Origin of the sequence: Wolbachia endosymbiont (group B) of Melanargia galathea (genome assembly GCF_964030625.1) — a bacterium.
Taxonomy (GTDB): domain Bacteria; phylum Pseudomonadota; class Alphaproteobacteria; order Rickettsiales; family Anaplasmataceae; genus Wolbachia.
This window is the reverse complement of sequence record NZ_OZ034910.1, coordinates 692,274-713,359: the sequence shown is the minus strand read 5'-3', so window position 1 is coordinate 713,359 and position 21,086 is coordinate 692,274. Positions and strand designations below refer to the sequence as shown.

Genomic DNA, 21,086 nt, shown 5'->3' with positions numbered 1-21,086 from the left:
TCTTTACCAATGAATTTTATTTAAAAAACCTAAATAACTATGGAGAGGAAAAACATGACAAATGAAAATACAACTAATGATTCTCAAATCCGCTTAGAGAAGATGGGAATCAAAGGAGAAATAGCTAATAAACTACTGAGCTTTAAAAATGAAGGTGGTGAGTTAGAATACGACTCAGCATTTAAAATCACGGATTTGTCTGAGAATACCTTTATTGATAAGGTAAAAAACACAATTTCAGTGGAAGAAGCAAAAGATATCTATCAAAGGGCCTTAAACAGAAGAGAATTTGTTTCCCATTATATTAAAAATGCAAGAGATATAAACGAACCACACTACCGAGCATTACGTGTCTACAATATTGACCATGATACAGCAGCTCAGTGTAAAAAAATTATACAAAATTTGTAAGGAGAACAATATGACAAAAATAGTTGAAAATACATTTGGAACAGAAAATGTTTATTCTGAATGCGATGACTGCCAGTCAGTTTTAAGCCCAGCAGCTTATTTCGTTAAGCTTATGGAAACTGTTGAAAAATACATTAAACCCAACACACTGAATTCACGACGTCCTGATTTGGAGAATATTAAATTAGACTGTGATAATACTAATAAGGAAAAACTATATCTGGAAGTTGCTAATCAGATAATGGAGGAGAAGCTCAAAAAAGAATCAAAAGGAAACATACTACAAAAATTAGCAACAGCTAAGTATCCATTTAATTTACCAGCTAACTTTCCCTTAATTGGTATACGTGCTTATCTTAAGGAGCATGACATAAGTTTAGCAGAGATGTACAAAATACTAATAAAAGATGCTGACACAACTGCAGAATCCTTACATCTTTCACCAGAAACTTATCAAATAATCATTTCTACAGAGAAAACAGAATCTCATTTAAAAGAAGTATATGGAGTTGATAATTTAGAAGGACTAGCAAAAGTTGATTTATTTATTGCTAAAGCTAATATAAGTTATGATGAATTAGAGTTATTGCTTGATAGTTATAACAAAATTAAAAAACTTGCTGATTCGGCAAAACTAACAATTAAAGATAAAACTATCAATAATATTGATAATAATGCGTTGGGATTTTTACACCGTTTTATTCGTCTGGCAGTACAACTTGATTGGTCATTTACTGAGTTAGGCCAAATTTTATTAATTATCGATAAAAATGAAATTAATGCTGATACTATAAAGTTAATAGCGGCAGTTAAGAATCTGCAAAATAAATTAAAACAACCTTTGAACAAAATATCCGAACTTTGTTATTCCTCAGTTGATTTTTTTGTTACTAATAAAGTTCCCGAAGAATTTCGAGAGCTGTTAAAAAAAGACTATCAACAGTTTCAGGACATAATAGATGCTAATGTCAAAATCAGCAGCACATTACAAGATATTTTAAAAGTTGATGGTAATGAGTTATCCTATTTAGTTAATTATAATGATACTAAAGATAAGTCTAAATCTTCCGGAAACTTGAGGTTTTTAAGAATATATAAGCAAGTTTCATTAGCAAAAGTAGTAGGCATACCAATATTGGAGCTTATTAAATTTTTATCACAATTACAAATTACTGAACTAAATTTTACAAATATAGAACACGTAATTGAATTAAACGACTGGTTGAAAAAGTACTCAATCACTATTGCACAACTAAATGATCTGCTCAATCCTCCTATTTCTTTTCAAGAACAAGTAAGTAAAATAGAGGAAGAAATAGAAAGGCAATCTCAATCATCAGAGCTTTCAAGAGAAGAACTTCTTTATAACATAATATCTCAATATGTAGAAGTACAAACAGATCTATTCAATGCTATTTATGAATTTACTAAAAAGTATAAAGGATCTAAGGTACCAGTAAAACCACTCCTACAAAATATTGCTATATTTAAAGCCTTAAAATTATCAGCAGAAGACGTCAATAATATTACAAAACATGGTGACTTTTATGGGATAGTTTCAAATTGGTCATTAGAACAGATTAAAACTATCGTAAGCTATAAGGTTCTAACAGATCAATTTTCTAATAACGATATTACCTTTTCAAAGTATACAGATTGGTTACGTGGAACAGACTATAAAGAAAGTGAAGTTATAGAGAAGATAGAATCACTCACTAACTGGAACAGGAATACGCTGAAAAAGATAAAGGAGATAGAAATATTTAAAGAAAATTTCACTAAAGAAAAAAACTCTATAGAATCTTTAACAAAAATTAAGCTTGTTATGGATGTAGTAACCGAATCTGGAATTAATGACGTAGCTTTATTAGAATTAAGAGATTTATATAATTTAAAAGTAAAGGATGAAAGTGATTGGAGAAAATATAATGATACTCTAGGTAACTTAGAATTATCAGGAAATGACGAAGTTAAAGAAAGAGTGAAAAAATATTTAGCCGAGCAAAAACGTGATATTCTAGCAAGATATTTAGTACACATACTCAAGATTAAAGATATGCGAGAATTATATTCGCATTTATTGATAGATGTTGAAATGAGTGATTGCTCAAAGATATCACCTTTAAAAGCAGCACTAAACAGTGTGCAACTATATATTCACCGCTCTATAATGGGCTTAGAAAAAGATGTCACTATTGATAAAGAGCTAAATGAGGAGAAATGGAAATGGCTATCGAGTTATCGAGAATGGGAAGCAATCAGTAAGATAAACTTATATCCTGAAAATTATTTAAATCCTACTTTACAGAAGATAATAAGCCCAGAATATAAAACACTACAAAACACCTTAATGCAAGGAAATATTACAGATGAAGCAGTAAGCAATGGATACCTCAAGTATTTTGAAGATTTCGAAGGAGTTTCAACTTTAAAAATAGTAGATAGTTATTTTGAAGAAGTAGAGGATAAAATTTTTGGAGCAAAAAAAGATACTCTGTATATTATAGGACGGACAATTGCCCAGCCATACAACTATTACTACCGCACAGCAGTCTTCGATAAAGATAACGAAAAATTTGTCTATTGGACTGCCTGGGAAAAAATTGAGTCAGCAATTCCAGCAGAAACTGTAACGCCAATTTATGCATTCAATAGACTATTTATTTTTTGGTTACAACAAGTTACGAAGAAAGAAAGTGAAAAGGGCAAGCAAGATGATTTATCTGATAAAATTTATGCAACAATCAATTATATCTTTCAGAAACCAAGTGGCAGTTGGTCAGCACCACATGAGTTAGCAAGTAGTATTAAGATAGATATAGATAAAGCTGAGGAAAAAAATAAATTACACTGGAAAAAAGTGGCAGCTTTTTATCTAAGAGAGAAAGAACGAGAAGAGGGACGTATTATAATTTTAATGGGTGAAATGAGAGAGGGTAAAACTTTCAATTTATTTACCCTAGATGAGGATCTAACTGTCGAAAATAGGAATGGGAAATTTGCTGATTTTTCTTTAGAAGGAGAGCGCTACTCCTGTGCTATAGATAAGGATAAAAAAGATCAACTTTTTCTGAGATTGACCAAAAATATTTTTAAAAGTAATGCTACCAATCAAATTGATAGTGATAATGAAAATAATTTTATTCCAGGTGAAACAAAACTGCTTGGGGATTTTAAAATCTCTCTAGCTCAGCAAGTAATGAACAAACCAGGATGGTTCATTATTGAAGGAAATCTTAAAGGTGAAAACGTCCATGAGTCATTTCTATTGTTTACCAATAAGGCATATGACTTGAGTAGAATTAGTGAAAAATCAACCTATGAAATTATTGATCAAAAGAAATTAGAATGTAAATATAACAGTCCGGCTCCAAAGATGCCAATAGAAGATGTCTCATTTACATTTGTGAGATTAAATATTACTGGTAATGTCCGTGAATTACGTAAAAAAGCTTATTTAGGTAATCCTAAGAGGGTTTTAACTTTAGATTCACAAAAGTTTGAACAACTTAAATTTAACAGATTTGAGCCAACCGCAAAAGTGAGTCATCCACCAGGCAATACTCTAGATTTTAATGGTGCTTATGGTATTTACCTGTGGGAAATATTCTATCACATACCAACACTGATTGCTTGGCATTTAAATCAAGAACAAGATTTTTCTATAGCACAGAAGTGGTATCAATATATTCTAGATCCTAATAACACCGAACAGCCGTGGCAGTTTTTACCTTTTATTCAAGGGAAAAACATTATAGATTATTTAAAAGACTCTCAGACAAAAACGGAGTTAGAAATAGATCCATATGATCCATATATTATTGCAAAGCAAAATATAGAATCATTTAAAAAGTACATCATAATTTCTTATGTAGACAATCTAATTGACTGGGGGAATATGCTCTTTGCTAAAGGATCATGGGAAGGATTAAATCAAGCTACTATGATATATATTAGAGCTTGGGATTTACTTGGACCTAAACCCATTAAAAATGGTAAACATGAAACTATTGCTAAAAGCTTTAAAGAATTAAAAGGCTTAAGTATAGCTCAAATGGAAGCAAAATTACCAGCTAGTGCTCAAAATATACAAATACCTTATAAAAGACGATCCATTAATGAAATTATTAATATTACAAAATATGATGATTATTTCTGCACGCCTCCAAATAAAGAGTTTATCGACTTATGGAATAGAATTGAAGACGAGCTTTATAAAATAAGACATTGTTTAGATAGGACTGGAAAAAGTTCAGTATTACCTTTGTTTGACTCACCAATAGATCCCAATCAAAGAGTTGCTGAAACTAGTAGTGGTAATAATATCAAAATACCTGATCAGTCTATACCACATTACCGATTTAGTTACATGATTTCTTATGCTAAATCAATAGTGGAAACTGTAATTCAATTTGGTAACGAGTTATTAAGTGCACTTGAGAAAAAAGATACTGAGACACTAGCTGTCCTTTACAACAAACAAGAAGGAATAATGGCTAATCTCATTACATCAATTAAAGAAAAAATTATAGAAGCTTTAAAAAAGGAGAAAGATGGACTGAATGAAAGTCTACTAAATGCTAAGAATCGTCAATCACACTATGAAAGACTAATTATCAATGATTTGTCAGCTGGCGAAAAAGAAGCAATAGCACTCTCTAGCACAGCGATTGATGTAAGAACAGGGGTTGCGGTTACCAGAGGAGTTGCTGCTGTTGCACACTTGATACCTACAGTCTACGGTCTTGCCGTAGGAGCTTTTCAACCAGGTAATGCTATCGAAGTAGGAGCAAATATAGCTGAATCAGCAGCAATGATTTTAAATGAAAAAGCACAAATAGCTTATACTACGGAGAACTACAGAAGACGTGCTGAAGATTGGGAGTTGCAAAAGGCTATGGCTTCTTACGATACAGAGCAGATTAACTATCAAATAGAAGCAAATAAAATTTATCAAGATAATGCTATACAAGATCTTAAAGCCCATAAAAAATCAATAGAACAAATTAAGGAAAAAGAAGAGTTCTTTAGAAGTAAGTTTACTAATCGGGAGTTGTATAATTGGATGAGGGGACAGATAGCACGTGTGTACTTTCAAGCTTATAAAATGGCATTGGAAGTTGCTGTGCAAGCAGAAAAAGCTTATCAATATGAACTTAACAATAATAAGTCATATATCACAGCTAACTCTTGGAATAGTATGAAAGAAGGACTGCTTGCTGGAAACAACTTAAAGTTTCAACTTGAAGAAATGATAAAGAACTATAACAATGATAATAAAAGAGCTCTTGAAATCACTAAAGTAATTTCTTTAAAACAAATGGATCCTTTGGCACTTCATGAACTCAAAAATAAAGGCAGTTGTAAGTTTAGTTTTACAGAAAAATTGTTTGATCTAGACTTTCCTGGTCATTATTGTCGTAAGATAAAGAACATAAGAATTACTGTTCCTGCAGTAGTTGGTCCTTATGAAAATATTCATGCCAGCTTGCAGCAAACAAGTAATAAGGTAGTACTTAAAGATGATATTGATGCAATAAAGTTCTTGTTAGGGGAAAAAGGTATTAATCAACCAGACAGTAATGTCCTAAGAACAGATTTTAAACCGAACCAGCAAATAGCGATATCAAAAGGAGATCAAGATAGTGGATTATTTGAACTTAACTTTAACGATGAACGTTATTTGCCTTTTGAAGGTACAGGAGCGGTTTCTGATTGGGAATTAAATCTTCCTCAAGGAACTAATAGGTTTAATGTTAGTACTATCTCTGATGTGATAATACATGTTGATTATACAGCATTTGATGGAGGAAAAGGATTCAGACAAGATGTACAGAACCTTTCTACACTCAAATGCATATCTGAAATGTTGCTTTTAAATCTCAGTGTAGCTTATCCTGATGCCTGGGAGAAATTTAAGCAAAAATACGATGAATTAACATTTAAACCATCTGCTGAGATCTTTCCTACTTATGTTAAGAACCCAGAAATTGGAGATAGCATTTATGTTTTTCCTACACCACAGGCTCCTAATATGAAAATAACAGTAAATAGCTGTAATTGGGATCCAAAGTCGTACAAGATCAATATAGACAAATCTTCTATTAAGCTTGATAGCGATTGGAAGCTCAAAGCAGCTGGTACTAGCTCAATTGACGAAATAACAATTATTATTCCTTACACAGGAGAAATCAATTGGAGTTAGAAAAAATAGCCTACTGATTATTCCGCATAAGAAGTCAGTAGGCTTCAAAATAAAGCTAGCTTAAATTTTTTATATTGCTGCCTGCCTTACATAAGTTTCCTAACTTGAGTTGAATTAACAGAAACATCTTCCAGATAGTTGTTAGGCTTATTACTCTGCAAGTTAAAACTTCTTTGCTGTTCTGTATGACTAGAACTTGGCAATGTATCATCTGCATCCTTATAATAATCTATGTTTAACCTGTTATTAAAGACAACCATAAATTGATTACATTTTTTTGAATTTAATTTAGCTACTTGCTCACCAGTGCAAGCTTTCTCTATATACAAACTTAAAAACTCAGGTACCTCATTAAGTTTATTGCTAGCAACCTTAGTATAAATTCCTTTGTACACCTCTAAAAAATCAATATCCAACAAGCGTATTGGTATACGACTCTCTCTTGCCGCGTATTTCACCGCTTTCTCAAATGCATGATTAATACTTAATGTATAACCTAATATTTGCTGTTCAGAAGGACCTTCAACTTTAGTAGAAATATATTTTTGCCCAGTAAATTTTCTTACAATCACATCCAGTAGTGATATTGTACTATTAAGGTCAACCTGTGATGGATGAAGAGCTAATGCATTATTTTGACTATTATAGCCATAAGCCAATTGCGGGGTTTTTTCAATCTTAACGTTATAAGAGTTGCCAACAAGTAGGGCATCTCTTGAACTTAGAGAATTAGATAAATGGCTTGTTGGGCTTTTAACTTTAGTAGGGTAACTAAGTGAATGCTGAACATCACGACGTCTACGACTAGCGCTCTTTGCTTGTAGAAAGTCTATAACACTTTTACAATCCTCACTTTCTTGTCTCTTAGCAAGATCCAAGGGCGTTCTACCTTTGTCATTTTTAGCATTAACATTAGCTCCTTTCTCATCTACGAGGTACTTTACTACGTTCAAGTGACAGTTATTAGCAGCTACATGTAAGACTGTATTGCCATAATTATTTTTAGCATTAGCAATATCAGGCTTTTTATCCACAAAGATTTTCACTATCTCTAACTTGCCATTTTCAGCAGCAACATGTATTGGCATGTTGCCGTCATTATTAGATTTAGCATAGATATCGATATCTGGAGTATCTACAAGAACTTTAGCCACAGCTGAACTACCCTCTCGAGCAGCTATATGCAAAGGTGTAAAACCCTGGTTGTTTTTAGAATTAACATTAGCGCTCTTCTCTATGAGTAATCTAGATACGCTCAATCTATCATTCTTAGCGGAATAGTGTAGAGGTGTCCACTCACTATTATCCTTAACGTCAACCGAGACGCCCTTGCTCAGAAGGAATTCAACTACTTTTGAATCAAGATTATTTTCAGCAGCGTAATGTAATGGTACTTTGCGATAATTATCTTGAGCATTAACATCAAATTGTTTTTTTTCTATAAGGTACTGTACTAAATCTAGTACATCACTATGAGCAGCACCGTGTAAGAGAGTATGTCCATCATTATCTTTAATACTAACATCAGCTCCTTTTTCTATGAGATACTTTACTACATCTAGGGTGCCGCGATAGGCAGCACTATACAAGGGAGTACATCCATTATTATCTTTAGCATTAACATTAGCGTTTTTTTGTATAAGAAACTTTATTATATCCAAGCTAGCCCGGTTAACAGCATCGTGCAGAGGGGTAGATTCATTATTATCTTTAGCATTAACATTGGCCCCTTTTTCTATGAGATACTCTACCATACCCAAAGTAATTGACATATTCCAAGGAAACGAATAAACAGCTACATGTAAGGGAGTAGATCCATTATTATCTTTAGCATTAACGTTAGCACCTTTCTCTATTAAACGTTTTACTTCATCTAAGTCACCAAGTATAATAGCTGTGTGCAAATTATCATGTTCATCATCATACGTAGGACTAATATCAGCTTTTTTTTCTATAAGGTATTCCACCATATATAAATCGCCCCGAAAAGCAGCGTAATTCAAGGCAGTGTACCCACCATCATTGCTAGCATTAACATCAGCCCCTTTTTCTACAAGATACTTTACTATATCCAAATTACTACGAAAAGCAGCATAGTGTAAAGGAGCGCTACTACCATCACGCTTAGCATTAACGTCAGCGCCTTTAGCTATAAGAGACTTTACTCTATCTAAGCTATCTTCAAGAGCAGCATTACATAGAGGGGTATATTCATCATTATTCCCGACACTAATATTAGCGCCTTTTTCTACAAGATACTTTACTATGTCTAATTTGCCCTTACTAGCAGCTCTATGCAAGGGGGTATACCTATCATTATCTTCGGCATTGATATCAGCCCTTCTCTCTATAAGATACTTTACTATATCCAATTTCCCCTTATCAGCAGCCCTATGCAAGGGGCTATATCCATTTTTGTCTTTGGCACTAACATCAGCCCCTTTTTCTGTGAGATGCTTTACTATATCTAGGCTGCCCCCTAGAATAGCACTATGTAAAGAAGGTCCAAGATAACATTCACTATTAACAATAGCCCCTTTCTCGATGAGATACTTTACTACATCTATATTGCTTGCCTGAGAAGCATAGTCCAAAGAACTGCATTTACCATAAGCACATTGACCATTAACATCAGCCCCTTTTTCTATGAGATATTTTACTACATCTAGGCTCCCTTTAAAAGCAGCATAATGGAGAGGCGTGTTACCCAGGTCATTAATATTAGCATTAACATTGGCTCCTTTTTCTACTAGATGTTTTACTGCATTTAAATCTCCTTTAAGAGCAGAATCGTGTAAAGGAGTATATTCAGGACAATCAGTTTTTAGATTAGCACCCCCTTCTTCCACTAAACATTTCACTACACCTAATTCACTCAAAAAAAGAAAATATTTAAAAGTAGAGTTACCAAGCTCATCTTTAGCATTGATATCAACTCCTTTTCTTATGAGATATCTCATTACAGACAATTTTCCCATTAGAGCAGCCACAAACAAAGTAGTAACTCCATCATCAGCTTTAGCGTCAATGTTAGCCCCTTTCTCTACGAGATACGTTACTATATTTAATCTACCTGAGCAAACAGCAGTATGCAGAGGAGTCAATCCCTTAAGACCTTTAGCGTTAATGTTAGCTCCTTCTTCTATGAGACGTTTTACTATACGTATCTTACCTGAGTAAGCAGCAGCGTGTAAAGGAGTTCCACCATTACATATATCATCAATATCAGAACTTCTTTCTTCTATAAAACTTTTTACTATACTTGTCATGTTTAAAGAAACAAAAGGGGAAGAACTCTTTCCCTCATTGTCCTTCGCGTTAACATCAACACCTTTTTTAATGAAATGCTTTATTAAACCTCGTGTGATGCTGTTTTCAACTTTATTGATATTGTTTGCTAACACAGCATTCAACAACCCCTTATTTAAATCTAATTGTACTTGCTTTAGATGTTCCACAACATCATTACGTTTGCCATCAATAGCAATATCTAGCGGTTTCTTGCCATTCTTCGCTTTAGCATTAACATCAGCCCCATTCTCTATAAGATTTTTTACTATATCTAAGTAACCTTCTTTAGCAGCTTCGTACAGAGGAGTATTCCCAATACTACTTTGAGCATTAACATCAGCCCCATTCTCTATAAGAGTTTTTACTATATCTAAGCAACCTTTTCTAGCAGCTTCGTGCAGAGGAGTACGTCTAATATTACTTTTAGCATTAACATCAGCTCCCTTCTTTATTAGCTTTTCTATTAAATTTAATTTGTCCTTGTAATAGTTAATAGCATAAAAGAGAGGAGTCAAATTCAAAGCATCCTTAACATTAACATCAGCTCCCTCCTCTATCAGCTTTTCTACTGCATTTAATTGGCCATATGTAGCAGCAAAATGCAGAGGGGCAAGACCTCTATCTTTAGCATTAACATCAGCTCCCTGATTTATAAGCTCTATAATTTTACTAAGATTGCCTTCAGCTGCAGCAACCATTAAATCATTATTCTTACTCATAAGAACTTCCCTTTTGAAATTTTACAAAAACTAAACTTAATTTTAGTATAAATATTACTTAAGGTATAATAATATTTTTAATTTGTCATGACTTTTTTTTCAAAATTAAAAATATTTTTCCCATATAGCAATTTAGATCAGACCATAGACATATTTTACAGCACTAGTTGCTTCTGCTGTTGTCACATAAATTGCATGTCTTCTGTATCTACTGCAATATAAATCTGAGATTTTTTACCAGCATAATAGAGCTTTTCTTCAGCATTATCTGCATTTTTAACACTTTGAACATTTGAAACTTGTTTCTGACTATTGCTCTCGCCAACTAATTTTTTTGAAGACTTGTTTCAGCAAACTTGGTTTTTCTTCATTCTTTTTATCCCATATTTAAAAATAGTAATGTATACCCTGAAAAATCCTTGGGTTCAATAATATCGACTTTGGAGATACCCCACAAAATACTTCATAAATTTTCCTGGTCTTATTTTTTCTATTACTCTCAAGAATTGTTTTCTACTTATATTTCTTGAGTACACATTTCTCATATTTATATACATCATCTACTAGTTTCTAATGCATATGTCAGTCCATATTATTTATTCACAAGAGCTTTAATCACTAAATGAACAATGTCACGCAAAGTTTCATCTTGAATTTTTCTATATTCTCTTACTAATCGTGATATTTCTTCGCTACCTACATTGCTACGAAAGGCCTTATCATGTAAGTCTTCAGAGGCTTTGGTAAAAAAATATGACATATCAACAGACAAAACTTCTGCCAAATTATACAATCTATCAACTACAAGCCTAATCTCTCCGCTTTCATATCCTTGTACATGCTGAAATGAAATTTCAAGCTTTTTTCCTAAGTCTCTTTGACTAAAACCACACATTAGCCTTCTTTTCCTTATTCTTTCACCTATTTGTTTATCGATAGGATGTTGTTCAGCTTGCACAATCATTTGTTAATATCTTAACTTATATATCAAAGCAATACTAACTCTCATTGTAACCTTGAGAAAAAGATTTGACTAACGTATAAACTACACTACGCAACCTTTTGCTCTTAATTTCGTTATATCCTTTGACTAGCTTTAACACCTCTTCATCGTAAGCTTCATGTGAGCTGGCATGCACATCAGTAAAAAAGTCAGCAATATCAATCGATAGAGCTTTTGCTAAGTCGTATAATCTACTAGCTAAAATGCAATTTGAACTATTTTCGTACCTTTGTATCTGTCTATATGAAACACCTATTCTTTTTCCTAACTCAGTTTGTGTTAAACCACAGTATAACCTAAGTTCCTTTATTTTTTTGCCTAATTCCATTACTAATTTTAACTACTCAATTTACAACAAATTTTATGAAGTGGAAAAAAATTAGCAAAGTAATTGCTTTAACAATTTCTGTCTCTCGTTAATTAAATTGCTTGGCCTTATATGTTTTTTCTCAATTTCCCTCATCTCTTTTTCTCGTTCTGCAATGCTATTTCGTATTACTTCAGCCGAATATCTGCTTTTACCACTTGCAAACTCTGATCTTAACCTTCTAACCTTATATTCAAGCTCAGCAAATCTTTCATGCTGCTCAAGAAGTTCTATCATGTGACTGATTTTAGAACTTAGCTTTTCTTCCTCTACATCTCTCACAATAAAAGAAAGTAGAAGCTTATCTATTTGGTAATCAACATTTGGTTGAGCAGCAAATAGATCAATCATGGCTTTTACATCAGTGGGATTTGCAACTAATAAGCTAAAATTACTACATAAAAAACTATAGAACTTTATCGTCTTCTCAAGATAATTTTTCATATCTTGTGATAATTGTAATTCTTTGTGAATTCCTGACAGCAATATTTTTAATTCTTCCAAGTATTCTACATCAAAATTACCTACTTCTTGAGGTAGAAGGATCATTAGCAGCTTTTTTACAAGCTCAACATCATTTGATTTTACAGCATTATAAAGAGCTTTTCCTTTATCTTCTTTTAAATCATAAAGCTCTGATGAGTTATCTATACTGAATAGATATTCAGTATTTCCTTGAGGAGAGTAGATTAAAATATCCACTTCTCTTAGCGGGTGATCATCATTAAACTTTTCTAACAACTCTTTATCGGTAGTTTCCTCTATTGCCACAGCAGCTTTACTGATCTTTTTCAGTTCAGAAACATTATCTCTTGAATTTTCAAGTATATCTTTAGCCTTATCTAGAAGCTGCTCATATAGAATTATTTTTTCTTCATTATCAAGTAGCTGACAATGCTTCTTCAACTTTTCAGTGGAGTAAGACAGGAGATCCATTTCTTTCAACTTTACAATCACAATAGCCCATTTTTGTTGAAACTGAAATAATTTTTACAAGATGTGTTTTTCTAGTGTAAGTACCCGTAAAACTTGTTATTATAATATAGAATAAATCAATAAGTCGTATAATATTAACAATTAAATAATACTTATCACGATATAGTTAATAAGATTAAGTGAGGGTTACAATGAAAAAAATAAATGGTAAAAAATTGTCTAGTAAAATGTTAAAAGCAGTAGAGCGAATAGCAAAAGAAGGGTTATTACCTAATTTTATAAAAGCTGCTCCAACAGCAAATAAAAAGATCAGTAAATTGCCTATCTTAACATATCCTGAGGAGCTCAATCCATTTCGATCAGCTTTATGCAAGATAAGGCTAAGTGAATATGAAAATATGAAACTAAATGAATTATTGGAAAAAGCTATTGCAGCTGAAAATATAGACAAATTAAGTAAAATTGTCGATGAAGTTTTGGATTTAGGAATAAGAATAAATGCTGCCAATGAGGATGGCTTTAGCTTTGCTAACGTTACAATGTTTAAGATGTATCGTGATGAATTCAAAGGAAATAAACAAGAGGATATAATCAGAAAGTTAGCCTTAAATGGAGCAGATTTTAATGTACAAGTTGATAAGAACATAACTGAAAAAGTGCAAAAAGAAATTGAGCCACAAATATATAGTAGGCTCAAAAAACTCAGGGAAGTTGGAGAGAACGCTACTATAGAAGGAACTGTTGAAAATGTAGAAATCGATAATAAGACCTTCTATATGGAATTTTCGCATAGCTGCATAGTTGATGTTGCAAAAGTTGTAGAAGGTGCAAAAAATTTGGGTCTAAGCAAAGGAGATTTAAATCTCGGTGGCAATATTATAAAAATAGGTGACGGTGAAGTTGAAGTAAAAACTGGGAAGGACGGCAAAAGAAATTACATGGATATATCCGATAACAGCGCTTTTACAGTAACACTTTGCACTAGCCTAGGAGAACTAAATTTAATGGTATATCATGACACAGAAGACTATCATCAAGTACAAATTGAGGTAGAAGATGAAGAAATGTGGAATGAGTTGCAAAAAATAGGAGAAATCATAGGACAGGGGTGTTTATTTGGTGGAATGTCTATTAAAGAAGCAGTAGAAAGAGGCAGTTTTACTAGGTGTGGAAGGTGGGGTGACCAAAATTCTAAAAGTAGTGAGACCTTTTCTTGGGTGAATAAATTAAAAGACAACAAAACGACATCCGTAGGACGTTCTTGATTGGAGACAAGTGGCTATGTTTCACATAGCTACTTGTATATCAGAAATAAATGGTTAACTATTACAAAGTAAAGTGGTTTTTAAAACTTAATCCAATTTACCATAAATAATTTACTTTAATTAGTATTGCTTGTAGAAGTGTTTTATATTATAAAAAATACCTGAACTTTAAAATTTGTACTATTTGTTAGCAATAGCCTTTATCACTAAATGCACAATATCACGCAATGTTTCATCTTTAATTTTTCTATATTCTCTTACTAATCTTGATATTTCTTCGCTGCCCACATCGCTACGGAAGGCCTTATCATGCAAGTCTTCAGAGGCTTTGGTAAAAAAATATGACATATCAACGTACAAAGCTTCTGCCAAATTGTACAATCTATCAACTACAAGCCTTATCTCTCCAGTTTCATATCCTTGTATATGCTGAAATGAAATTCCAAGCTTTTTTCCTAAGTCCCTTTGGCTAAAACCACATATTAGCCTTCTTTTTCTTATTCTTTCAGCTATTTGCTTATCGATAGGATGTTGTATGGTCATTTTACATATCAGGTAATATTAGCTATGTATTATCACTTTGAGAAAAAGATTTTACCAATATATAAACTACACTACGTAACCTTTTGCTCTTAATTTCGTTATATCCTTTGACTAGTTTTAGTATTTCTTCATCGTAACTTTCATGTGAGTCGGCGTGCATATCAGTAAAAAAATCAGCAACATTAATCGATAGGGCTTTTGCTAAGTCATACAGTCTACTGGCTAAAATACAATTTGAACCATTTTCGTACCTTTGTATCTGTCTATATGAAACACCTATTCTTTTTCCTAATTCAGTTTGTGTCAAGCCACAGTATAACCTAAGTTCCTTTATTTTTTTGCCTAATTCCACCTTTCATTACTAATTTTAGCTGTTCAAGCTTATATTGAATTTTTTAATTTATGAAGTGAAAAAAAGAAGGAAAGTTGGAGAACTTTCCTTCCGGTCTACAGATTACAATAAACCACTATCATAAAAACTAAAGTGGCTCTTCTGTGTTACGATTATATGGTCTATCAATTTCATTCCTACATTTTCGCAGGTTGCAGCTAATGTAAGTGTGTTATCCTCATCCTCTTTTGATGGTTCTATATCTCCACTTGGATGATTATGTGAAATTGCAACAGATGCTGCATCAATCAGTAATCCCTGTTTTATTATTTCCCTCACATATAGAGGTACTCTGTCTATAGTTCCACAATCTTGAATATACTCATATATTAAATGACCACTTCGATCTAAGTATACCACTCGTAAGCTTTCCTTTCGTGACTGCCCTATTGCTGCTTTAAAGTATTTTAATAGCTCTTCTCTATTATCAAGAATCGACAGCTTTTTTAACTTACCTTTCAATATCCTATCAAAAATCTCTTTCAGACAAAAGATATTTGCTATTGCTCCATCATTCATTCCTGTAACGTTTTTTAGCTCATGAAAATCAGCATTAATTACCCTTCCTAAACTACTAAAGAGCTCAATTAGCCTTTTTGCCACTTCTCTTCCTTCTGCATATCCAGACAGAGTACGTTCTAGTAGCTCGTGATCCAATAAAGACCTGCCTCTGCTTGATAGAATACGAGTTTCCAATTTTTCTTTTCTCTCACTATTATTCATAAAAACCTCCAAGGTCAACATTATATACAAATTCAACGCCAGCTTTCTGACGCAGTAGTTCTCGAGGAATAACCCTTTTGAACTCTAAATTTGCAATGTTGTCCTTGTTGCTTTAAAAGCTGGAATACCATTTGCCATGTGAATTTGTGCATTAACATTTACTGTGCTGGTTCCCTGAAGAGCAACGGTATTTATATTTGCAATCATACTATATTATATAAAGTTATTAATATAATATATTGACAAAGTAACGAAGTAAACAGTAGCTGTTAAAAGTGGTTTAATTTAGCAAAAAAGTGTAGTACTCTATCACTTTGCTGATTATATATGTTTATAAGAATAATCGCTTTTCTTTTGCTATATTCAAGCGCAGTTTTCTGTAGTGATTGTAACTTTAACTTACCATATCGTGGGCTCAGTTGTGATTTGGATCTATCATATAGAAATTTAAGTAATATAAAGAAATTATTGAATAACAAAGATAAGTTTGTTGCACTTACGTTTGATGATGGACCGTCTTATAATAGAGCGGGAGATATTATTAATATTCTGGAGAGCAATAAAACAAAAGCGACATTTTTTGTGCTTGGTGGACGTATAAATAAAAAAACATATGAGATAGTAAAGAAAATCCATGAAGCAGGTCATGAGTTAGGCAATCACTCTTGGTCGCATAGGAAGTTGACATCACTTTCAAGTGAGGAGCAATTGCAAGAACTGGAAAAGACAAATATAGCAATTAAAAATGTAACAGAACAGAGTGTAAAATGGTTTCGTCCACCATATGGATGTCACAATGATAATTTGATCGAAAATACTAATCGATTAAATATGTGTTCCATACTATGGACAGTTGATTCTCTGGATTGGCAAGGTGATAAATCAGAGATTTTGGTTGAAAGAGTTTTAAGCAATGTACATAATGGAGCGATTATATTGTTCCATGATCACGATAACAAATCAAATACAGTTGAAGCTTTACCTCAGATTATTGAAATACTAAAAAAATCGGGTTACAAACTTGTTACCTTAAGTGAGTGGGAAGAAAGGGTTTGTGATGTAGTGAAAGCTAGAAATGTGCCAATAAAAGGAGGATGAGTGCGTTCTAAAGGAATTCTATGTGGACAAAAAACAAGGTCTTCAACCGTAGGTTATTCATATTAGGTGGTATTCAGCTTACTATTTCTGCTATTTTTAGTTGTAGGTTGTATACTTTACAAGTACGAGATAGACAAAAATATGAAGTGCTATCCAATAATAATAGGATAAAAGTTGTTACTATTGTGCCTAAACGAGGCAGGATTTTGGATAGGAATAGCGTTGAACTTGCAGTAAACAAAATTTCGTATATTGTTTTGTTTGATGGGCAAAAAACCTTTACTAGGGAAGTTGATTTCCAGATGTTATCAGAAATTAAACCTGATGCAACAAAATCATCAGATACAAAAGTAACTGCTCTTTATAAACGTTATTACCCGTTTGGTTCGATATGTTCTCATATAATCGGATATACAAAAAGACAGCAAGACATAAATGAAGCAGGGGTTAGTGGAATTGAATATACATATGATCATGTATTAAAAGGCAAGACCGGAAAATCTGAGCAGGAAATAAATTCTAAGAAGCGTATCATGAGAGAGTTATCTAGCATACCGCAGCAAGACGGACAAGATATACAGCTGACAATTGATGTTGATTTACAGAAGAAAATTGCAGAGATATTTAAAGACCACCAAGGTTCCACAGTGGTAATTGATGTAAATAACGGAGAAATTTTAGCATTATATAATTCACCTTCTTACGATAATAATCTTTTCACTAGCAGATTATCAAATGAAACTTGGAAAAATTTAAACAATCCTTCATTACCGCTTGTAAACCGTGCATTATCATATCAAATTCCACCTGGTTCAATATTTAAAATAATAGATGCGCTTGCGGGTTTAAAAGATGGAATAATAACACCAGAAGAAAAGTTCTCGTGTAGGGGCTATATGAAAATAGGTGAACGAAAATTTCGTTGCCTAAAAAGCAAAGTCCATGGATATGTATCTTTAAACGAGGCAATGGCCTTCTCATGCAACACTTACTTTTATAATATAGGAAAAAAAATAAATGTAGATTCTCTACTAGAAATGGCTAGCAAATTTGGTATAGGAAGTGGACCATTAATTGGAATGTTTAAGGAAGAAGCTCCGGGATTGTTGCCTGATGTGGATTGGCGTGCACGCAAGCTATATTCAGAGTGGTATTTAGGTGATACCATTAACTTAGTTATAGGACAAGGGTATTTACTTACAACGCCATTACAGCTTGCGGTTCTTGCAGCGAGGGTTGCAACAGGAAAGGAGGTAATTCCCCACATTGAGATGAGTAAATCAGGGCAAGACTTTCTTGATATTGATGTGAATCATGAGCATCTTAGTGTGGTTCGAAAAGCTATGTTTGACGTGGTGAATTCTAACTATAGAAAAGGACTAGGCAGTATACAAATTGCTGGCAAAACCGGAACACCAGAGATAAACTCTAAAGGTGAAAGTCATAAATTGTTTATCGCTTATGGCCCCTACCATGATCCGCGCTATGCAATCTCAGTGTTTATAGAACACGGCAAAACTCCACGCCAAGATGTTGCAATTGCTAGTGAGATATTGCAATATATGCTTGAAAAATGAACTTATGAAATTGCCATATATGTTACTTGTAATTTATATATTCAAATCAGAGCTTTGAGGTTAAAAAAAAGAAACGAAAATTGCATAAACCTTTTCAATTTAGTGCTTTAATGTTTCTGATGAAGGGAAGGTATTATCCTTATTTTCTATGGAGCTAGACACACTAATTTCGTTATTATCATCAATTGAAGTAATAGGGTGCATCAAAGCAACTTTTATAACTTCATCAATATTCTCAGCAAAAATTACATTGATTTCTTCTTTTATATTTGCAGGAATCTCTTGCATATCTTTCTCATTTTCACTTGGTATAATCACAGTTTTGATTGATCCTCTTAGCGCAGCAAGCAATTTTTCTCTCAAACCCCCAATAGCCAACACTCTACCACGCAATGTTACTTCACCTGTCATAGCAACACTTTTGTTAACTGGTATATTTGTCATAAGAGAAACAATAGATGTACATACTGCACTGCCAGCAGAGGGACCATCTTTTGGCACAGCACCCTCAGGTACATGCAAATGTATATCATTATTTTGAAATTTTTCGGGTTTTATACCGAAAAATAAACAATTTGATCGCACATAACTATACGCAGCTTTTATAGACTCTTGCATAACCTCTCCAAGCTTTCCTGTGTATTTTATTTCCCCCTTGCCCGGAATTAGGACTGACTCTATCATTAAAATATCACCACCTGTTTCAGTATAGGCAAGACCAGTTACTATCCCTACCAAACTCTCATTTTCTGCAATGCCAAAGGTATACTTACGTACCCCTAGATAATCTTGTAAATTACCAGTCTCTACGGATATTTTCTTATTTTTATCAGTTAATATTGCTTTAACTGCCTTTCTCATGAGTTTTGCAAGTTCCCTTTCCATGCTTCGCACGCCGCTTTCACGTGTATATAAACGTATCAACTCGTATAATGCTTCATTGGTTATTTCCCACTCCTTCTGATGCAAACCATGCTCTTTTTTTAATTTTGGAATAAGGTGATGTGTAGCAATACTGATCTTCTCGTCTTCGGTATACCCAGATAATTGTATAATTTCCATCCTATCACGCAAAGGATGCGGTAAATTTAAGCTATTTGCTGTGGCTACAAACATTACACTTGAAAGATCAAACTCAACTTCCAAGTAATGATCTGTAAAATGTTTATTGTGCTCAGTATCCAAAACCTCAAGTAATGCAGATGCAGGATCACCACGCGAATCAGAACCCATCTTATCTATTTCATCAAGCAGGAAAAGCGGGTTGCATGAATTAGCTTTTTTCATGTGTTGAATGATTTTACCAGGCATTGAGCCAATATAAGTTTTCCTGTGTCCTCGTATTTCAGACTCATCACGTATACCACCAAGAGATATGCGAACAAAATCTCTTCCTACTGCTTTTGCCATAGACTTAGCTAAAGAAGTTTTACCAACACCAGGTGGTCCAACTAAGCAAAGTATAGGACCCTTTATCTCTTTTACTCTCTTTAATACTGCTAAAAATTCTATTATTCTATCTTTTACTTTCTCTATGCCATAATGATTTTCATCTAAGATTTTTTTAGCCGCATTTAAGTTAATTTTTGCATCTTTGTACTTTCCCCATGGCAAATCAAGCAACCAATGCAAGTAACTAGATATAACTGTTGCTTCAGGAGAAATGGGATTCATTTTCTTATATCTCTTTAAGTCAGTTATGGCTTTCTCTTTTGCTTCCTCAGAAAGCTTTGTTTCATTTATCTTTTTTTCAAATTCATTGAGTATATTCCCTTCATCTCCATTTTCAAACTCACCTAATTCTTTCTGTATAGCTTTTAATTGCTCATTAAGGTAGTAAACTTTTTGAGTACTTTCAACCTGTGATTTAATTGTCTTATACAAGCGGTTTTGTGCACTCAAAATACTTATTTCTCTCTCAATAAGAGCAAAAACTTTTTTTAAACGCTCTTTTGGGTTATAAACTTCAAGTATGTTTTGCTTGTCTGATACCTTTATATTTAAGTACGAAGCTATCATATCTACAATTTGATTAACCTCTTTAACTTGATCAATGGGGTCAATAATAATCTCGGGCCGACTTTTCTTGCTTAGTTTACACCAATTGTCAAATGCATCTATAACAGAACGCCTTAAAGCTTCTAAATCAATATTATCTTCATTTTCTCCATACTCATAATGACCATCTAACGCTACTCTGGCCTCTAACAAAGTGTGAGAGCTAATATATTCTATAACTCTTCCCCTTCTTACCCCATGAATCATGACTTTTACTGCATTGTCAGGCAGTTTTATTAATGGTTGTATAATGTTTGCTAACACACCTACTTCATAAAGATTCTCTGGCTCTGGATTATCAATAGAACCATCTTTTTGTGCTATGAGAAAAATCTCGTTTTGGTGACTACTGCTACTTATTGCATACTCTAGTGCATGAACAGATTTTTCTCTACCTACGAATAAAGGCAACATTATATTTGGAAAAATTACTACATCTCTTAGAGGTAATACTGGTAATACAGTAGAATTAAAGTTTACAGCACGTCCAATACTCATA

General features: G+C 33.2%; 14 protein-coding genes. 5 read left to right on the top strand and 9 right to left on the bottom strand.

Annotation, left to right across the window (positions count from 1 at the left end; translation table 11 throughout):
* Positions 1-54 precede the first annotated feature (54 nt).
* Together AAHF52_RS03155 and AAHF52_RS03150 are read left to right on the top strand one after the other, a co-directional pair.
* A complete protein-coding gene (locus AAHF52_RS03155; protein WP_341816208.1) occupies positions 55-411 on the top strand; it encodes a hypothetical protein in 357 nt (118 codons plus the stop codon).
* A gap of 10 nt (positions 412-421) precedes the next feature.
* Positions 422-6,616 carry a neuraminidase-like domain-containing protein gene (locus tag AAHF52_RS03150; RefSeq protein WP_342068415.1) on the top strand — a complete coding sequence of 2,065 codons (6,195 nt, stop codon included), beginning with the start codon at positions 422-424 and terminating at the stop codon, positions 6,614-6,616.
* Between the two features lie 86 nt (positions 6,617-6,702).
* Here the strand turns inward: AAHF52_RS03150 and AAHF52_RS03145 are convergent, their stop codons facing one another.
* From AAHF52_RS03145 to AAHF52_RS03130, 4 genes are all read right to left on the bottom strand, one after another.
* Entirely contained in the window at positions 6,703-10,626 is a 3,924-nt protein-coding gene (locus AAHF52_RS03145; protein ID WP_342068414.1) for an ankyrin repeat domain-containing protein, read from the bottom strand.
* A 592-nt stretch (positions 10,627-11,218) separates the two neighbouring features.
* The gene (locus AAHF52_RS03140) at positions 11,219-11,590 is read right to left on the bottom strand and encodes a helix-turn-helix domain-containing protein (protein ID WP_214303407.1); all 372 of its coding nucleotides are present in this window, start codon (positions 11,588-11,590) and stop codon (positions 11,219-11,221) included.
* Positions 11,591-11,624: 34 nt separating this feature from the next.
* The gene (locus AAHF52_RS03135) at positions 11,625-11,957 is read right to left on the bottom strand and encodes a helix-turn-helix domain-containing protein (protein WP_214303408.1); all 333 of its coding nucleotides are present in this window, start codon (positions 11,955-11,957) and stop codon (positions 11,625-11,627) included.
* A gap of 51 nt (positions 11,958-12,008) precedes the next feature.
* Entirely contained in the window at positions 12,009-12,932 is a 924-nt protein-coding gene (locus AAHF52_RS03130; protein ID WP_214303463.1) for a hypothetical protein, read from the bottom strand.
* 191 nt (positions 12,933-13,123) lie between these two features.
* Here AAHF52_RS03130 and AAHF52_RS03125 point away from each other — a divergent pair, with 191 nt between their 5' ends.
* Positions 13,124-14,197, top strand: coding sequence for a hypothetical protein (locus AAHF52_RS03125; protein ID WP_342068413.1), 1,074 nt, complete (start codon positions 13,124-13,126; stop codon positions 14,195-14,197).
* 180 nt (positions 14,198-14,377) lie between these two features.
* Here AAHF52_RS03125 and AAHF52_RS03120 read toward each other — a convergent pair whose 3' ends face one another.
* The 4 genes from AAHF52_RS03120 to AAHF52_RS03105 form a co-directional block, all read right to left on the bottom strand.
* On the bottom strand, positions 14,378-14,740 hold the full coding sequence (locus AAHF52_RS03120) for a helix-turn-helix domain-containing protein (protein ID WP_264685161.1): 363 nt from the start codon (positions 14,738-14,740) through the stop codon (positions 14,378-14,380).
* A 22-nt stretch (positions 14,741-14,762) separates the two neighbouring features.
* Positions 14,763-15,092, bottom strand: coding sequence for a helix-turn-helix domain-containing protein (locus tag AAHF52_RS03115; RefSeq protein WP_006012370.1), 330 nt, complete (start codon positions 15,090-15,092; stop codon positions 14,763-14,765).
* Positions 15,093-15,194: 102 nt separating this feature from the next.
* A complete protein-coding gene (locus tag AAHF52_RS03110) occupies positions 15,195-15,854 on the bottom strand; it encodes a RadC family protein (protein WP_262986367.1) in 660 nt (219 codons plus the stop codon).
* An 84-nt stretch (positions 15,855-15,938) separates the two neighbouring features.
* The gene (locus tag AAHF52_RS03105; protein WP_264337643.1) at positions 15,939-16,061 is read right to left on the bottom strand and encodes a hypothetical protein; all 123 of its coding nucleotides are present in this window, start codon (positions 16,059-16,061) and stop codon (positions 15,939-15,941) included.
* A 120-nt stretch (positions 16,062-16,181) separates the two neighbouring features.
* On the opposite strand from AAHF52_RS03105, the gene AAHF52_RS03100 reads away from it, so the two are divergent.
* Together AAHF52_RS03100 and AAHF52_RS03095 are read left to right on the top strand one after the other, a co-directional pair.
* Positions 16,182-16,952 carry a polysaccharide deacetylase family protein gene (locus AAHF52_RS03100; protein ID WP_264376914.1) on the top strand — a complete coding sequence of 257 codons (771 nt, stop codon included), beginning with the start codon at positions 16,182-16,184 and terminating at the stop codon, positions 16,950-16,952.
* A gap of 20 nt (positions 16,953-16,972) precedes the next feature.
* On the top strand, positions 16,973-18,529 hold the full coding sequence (locus AAHF52_RS03095) for a penicillin-binding transpeptidase domain-containing protein (protein WP_264376915.1): 1,557 nt from the start codon (positions 16,973-16,975) through the stop codon (positions 18,527-18,529).
* 99 nt (positions 18,530-18,628) lie between these two features.
* Here the strand turns inward: AAHF52_RS03095 and lon are convergent, their stop codons facing one another.
* Positions 18,629-21,085 (bottom strand): endopeptidase La, encoded by a 2,457-nt coding sequence (lon, locus tag AAHF52_RS03090; protein WP_264376916.1) that lies wholly within the window; start codon positions 21,083-21,085, stop codon positions 18,629-18,631.
* Between the last annotated feature and the right edge of the window lies 1 nt (position 21,086).

Excerpts from the sequence above, each read along its gene's own strand:
- AAHF52_RS03155 (WP_341816208.1), top strand. The coding sequence starts at position 55 with ATGACAAATGAAAATACAACTAATGATTCTCAAATCCGCTTAGAGAAG.
- AAHF52_RS03150 (WP_342068415.1), top strand. The coding sequence starts at position 422 with ATGACAAAAATAGTTGAAAATACATTTGGAACAGAAAATGTTTATTCT.
- AAHF52_RS03145 (WP_342068414.1), bottom strand. The coding sequence starts at position 10,626 with ATGAGTAAGAATAATGATTTAATGGTTGCTGCAGCTGAAGGCAATCTT.
- AAHF52_RS03140 (WP_214303407.1), bottom strand. The coding sequence starts at position 11,590 with ATGATTGTGCAAGCTGAACAACATCCTATCGATAAACAAATAGGTGAA.
- AAHF52_RS03135 (WP_214303408.1), bottom strand. The coding sequence starts at position 11,957 with ATGGAATTAGGCAAAAAAATAAAGGAACTTAGGTTATACTGTGGTTTA.
- AAHF52_RS03130 (WP_214303463.1), bottom strand. The coding sequence starts at position 12,932 with ATGGATCTCCTGTCTTACTCCACTGAAAAGTTGAAGAAGCATTGTCAG.
- AAHF52_RS03125 (WP_342068413.1), top strand. The coding sequence starts at position 13,124 with ATGAAAAAAATAAATGGTAAAAAATTGTCTAGTAAAATGTTAAAAGCA.
- AAHF52_RS03120 (WP_264685161.1), bottom strand. The coding sequence starts at position 14,740 with ATGACCATACAACATCCTATCGATAAGCAAATAGCTGAAAGAATAAGA.
- AAHF52_RS03110 (WP_262986367.1), bottom strand. The coding sequence starts at position 15,854 with ATGAATAATAGTGAGAGAAAAGAAAAATTGGAAACTCGTATTCTATCA.
- AAHF52_RS03105 (WP_264337643.1), bottom strand. The coding sequence starts at position 16,061 with ATGATTGCAAATATAAATACCGTTGCTCTTCAGGGAACCAGCACAGTA.
- AAHF52_RS03100 (WP_264376914.1), top strand. The coding sequence starts at position 16,182 with ATGTTTATAAGAATAATCGCTTTTCTTTTGCTATATTCAAGCGCAGTT.
- AAHF52_RS03095 (WP_264376915.1), top strand. The coding sequence starts at position 16,973 with ATGTGGACAAAAAACAAGGTCTTCAACCGTAGGTTATTCATATTAGGT.
- lon (WP_264376916.1), bottom strand. The coding sequence starts at position 21,085 with ATGAGTATTGGACGTGCTGTAAACTTTAATTCTACTGTATTACCAGTA.